The sequence below is a fragment of the Burkholderia sp. E168m23 genome, from assembly GCF_016586125.1.
GTDB classification, from domain to species: Bacteria; Pseudomonadota; Gammaproteobacteria; order Burkholderiales; family Burkholderiaceae; genus Burkholderia; species Burkholderia orbicola.
Genome location: NZ_BCPP01000922.1, coordinates 1 through 2,831 on the forward strand (window position 1 = coordinate 1; position 2,831 = coordinate 2,831).

The 2,831-nt window shown below is 66.1% G+C and carries 5 protein-coding genes; all 5 read left to right on the plus strand.

Annotation, left to right across the window (positions count from 1 at the left end):
* On the plus strand, window positions 1-234 hold a 234-nt coding region (locus tag JMF90_RS31975; protein ID WP_201325930.1), incomplete at its 5' end, for an energy transducer TonB.
* 86 nt (window positions 235-320) lie between these two features.
* Entirely contained in the window at window positions 321-1,226 is a 906-nt protein-coding gene (locus JMF90_RS31980) for a MotA/TolQ/ExbB proton channel family protein (RefSeq protein WP_125380657.1), read from the plus strand.
* Window positions 1,227-1,246: 20 nt separating this feature from the next.
* Window positions 1,247-1,669 carry a biopolymer transporter ExbD gene (locus JMF90_RS31985; RefSeq protein WP_011549764.1) on the plus strand — a complete coding sequence of 141 codons (423 nt, stop codon included), beginning with the start codon at window positions 1,247-1,249 and terminating at the stop codon, window positions 1,667-1,669.
* A gap of 148 nt (window positions 1,670-1,817) precedes the next feature.
* The gene (locus JMF90_RS31990) at window positions 1,818-2,249 is read left to right on the plus strand and encodes a biopolymer transporter ExbD (protein ID WP_012328556.1); all 432 of its coding nucleotides are present in this window, start codon (window positions 1,818-1,820) and stop codon (window positions 2,247-2,249) included.
* Between the two features lie 16 nt (window positions 2,250-2,265).
* On the plus strand, window positions 2,266-2,831 hold a 566-nt coding region (locus JMF90_RS31995; protein WP_201325931.1), incomplete at its 3' end, for a tetratricopeptide repeat protein.

Below are 2,831 nucleotides of genomic sequence, written 5' to 3' on the forward strand. Positions count from 1 at the left end.
TCGATGCGCGCGTCGATGCAGTACCCGAAGGAAGCGCAGGAAAACAACATCACGGGTGACGTGACGATCGAGTTCGTCGTGGATGCGGAAGGGAACATCACGAACGAACGCGTGGCCCAGTCGGCCGACCCCGTGCTCGATCGTGCGGCCTACAACACCGTGAAGCGGTTCAAATGCGTGGCGCAAGGCCAGGCGGTACGGGTGCAGGTGCCGTTCTCGTTCAACCTGAATTGATGCAGTGGGCGGTCCGGCGGGAGCCGGACCGGTGAAAACCGGCTTGAACCTAAATCGTAAGTTCAACGAAAGAATTGGAGTGGGGTATGACGAAGCGTTCTCTGGCCGCGCTGGCGGCAAGCCTGTTGATGTCCGTCGCCGCAATCGACGGGCTCGTTGCACCGCAGCTCGCTTACGCGCAAGCGAGCGGACCCGCGGCGACATCCGACGCGTCGACGCAGGCCGCGGCGCCGACGCAGGCGCCCGCTGCCGCCGAGCCGGCCCCGCCGCCGGCGCCGGCCACCACCGAAGCGGTCGAGAATCCGTACGGGCTCGGCGCGCTCTGGAAGAACGGCGACTTCGTCGCGCGCTTCGTGCTGATCCTGCTCGTGATCATGTCGATGGGCAGCTGGTACATCATGATCACGAAGTTCGTCGAACAGTTGCGGGCGAACCGCCGCGCGAAACTCGCCGACGCGCAGCTCTGGAGCGCGCCGTCGCTGGCCGAGGGCGCGAAGCTGCTCGACGAGGCATCGCCGTTCCGCTTCATCGCCGAAACGGCAATCGAGGCGGGCGAGCATCACGACGAGGCGCTGCTCGAAGCCGTGGATCGCAACACGTGGATCGACGTGTCCGTCGAGCGCTCGATCACGAACGTGTCGAACCGCATGCAGGACGGGCTCGCGTTCCTCGCGACGGTCGGCTCGACCGCGCCGTTCGTCGGGCTGTTCGGCACGGTCTGGGGGATCTATCACGCGCTGACGGCGATCGGGATCGCGGGCCAGGCGTCGATCGACAAGGTCGCGGGCCCGGTGGGCGAGGCGCTCATCATGACGGCGATCGGCCTGGCGGTCGCGGTGCCGGCTGTACTCGGCTACAACTTCCTGGTCCGGCGCAACAAGTCGGTGATGGAGCGGGTCCGCAACTTCGGCGCCCAGCTGCATACCGTGCTGCTGGCCGGCAGCAAGCGTCCCGCTCGCGTGCCGTCGGCCGCCGCGTCGCTCGTGAACTGACCGGCTGACGGAGGCGCGCGATGGGCATGAACGTCGGGCAGGACGAAAGCGACGAGGTGATCGCGAACATCAACACGACGCCGCTCGTCGACGTGATGCTGGTGTTGCTGATCATCTTCCTGATCACGATTCCGGTCGTCACGCACACGATCCAGCTGCAGTTGCCGAAGGAGGTCGTGCAGCCGCTGCAGACCACGCCGAAGAGCGTCGAGATCGCGGTGAACCGCGACGGCGATTTCTTCTGGGGTGAGCAACTGGTCGATGCGTCGACGTTGCTCGCGAAGCTGAAGGGCGTGTCGCAGCAGCAGCCGCAACCGAGCGTCCACGTGCGGGGCGACCAGAACACGCGCTACGAGTTCATCGGCCGGGTCATCACGATGTGCGAGCGGGCGGGTATCGCGAAGGTGTCGTTCATCACGGAACCGCCGGCGCGGGGTGGTTAACGTTGCATGGGAGCGGCACACGCGCCGGTTCTGATTGATGGCGAAGCATGGGATCTGAGCAAGCACTAAAGCGCTAACTCTGGTCGACCGCGAAGCATGGGATCTGAGTAAGCGCTAAAGCGCTAACTCAGATCGACAGGAGCAAACGATGGGAATGAACGTGCCTTCGGGCGGGAGCAGCAGCGAGCCGGACGTGATGGTCGACATCAACACCACGCCGCTGATCGACGTGATGCTGGTGCTGCTGATCATGCTGATCATCACGATCCCGATCCAGATGCATTCGGTGAAGATGGACCTGCCGGTGGGGAACCCGCCGCCGCCCGCCGCACCGCCGGAAGTCGTGCAGATCGACATCGACTTCGACGGCACGACGACGTGGAACGGCGCGCCGGTGCCGAATCGCGCGGCACTCGAGGCGAAGCTGACGGAAGTCGCGCACGAGCCCGTACAGGCAGAGATCCATCTGCGGCCGAACAAGCTGGCGCCATACAAGGACGTGGCGGCCGTCCTGGCGTCTGCGCAGCGCGTGGGCGCGACGAAGATCGGCCTGATCGGCAACGAGCAGTTCATGCAATGACGGGACAGGCCAACCGATGAACCAGCAACGATGGAAACGGATGGTGGCGCTGACGGCGCTCGGTGCGGCCTGTGCGCTCGGCCGGCCGGCGTGGGCAGCCGACGCGTTGCGGCCCGATGTGGCGAAGCCGCTGGCGGCGGCGCAGGAGCTGTATCGCGCGCACAAGTATCGCGACGCGCTCGGCAAGATCGCGCAGGCGGCCGCCGTGCCCAACCGCACGCCGTATGAAACCTACATGGTGGAAGCGACGCGCGGCGCGGCGGCGATGGCGGCCGGCGATACGGGCGTGGCCGCGCAGGCCTACGAAACCGTGCTGAACTCGGGGCGCCTGTCGGGCGAGGACGAGCAGCGGACGACGGCGGCGCTCGCGGGAATCTACTTCCAGCAGAAGAACTATCCGCAGGCGATCCGCGTCGCGCAGCGCTACCTGAAGGCGGGCGGCACGGACCCGGAAATGCGCATGCTGCTGACGCAGTCGTATTACCTGTCGAACGATTGCGGCCAGGTCGTGAGCCAGTTGAAGGCCAGCACGGACGCACAGGTGAAGGCCGGCCACGCGCCGGACGAAGGGCAGTTGCAGAT

What these genes read in the sequence shown, in the direction of transcription:
- JMF90_RS31985 (WP_011549764.1), top strand. Translation starts at nt 1,247, where the DNA reads ATGGGCATGAACGTCGGGCAGGACGAAAGCGACGAGGTGATCGCGAAC.
- JMF90_RS31990 (WP_012328556.1), top strand. Translation starts at nt 1,818, where the DNA reads ATGGGAATGAACGTGCCTTCGGGCGGGAGCAGCAGCGAGCCGGACGTG.
- JMF90_RS31980 (WP_125380657.1), top strand. Translation starts at nt 321, where the DNA reads ATGACGAAGCGTTCTCTGGCCGCGCTGGCGGCAAGCCTGTTGATGTCC.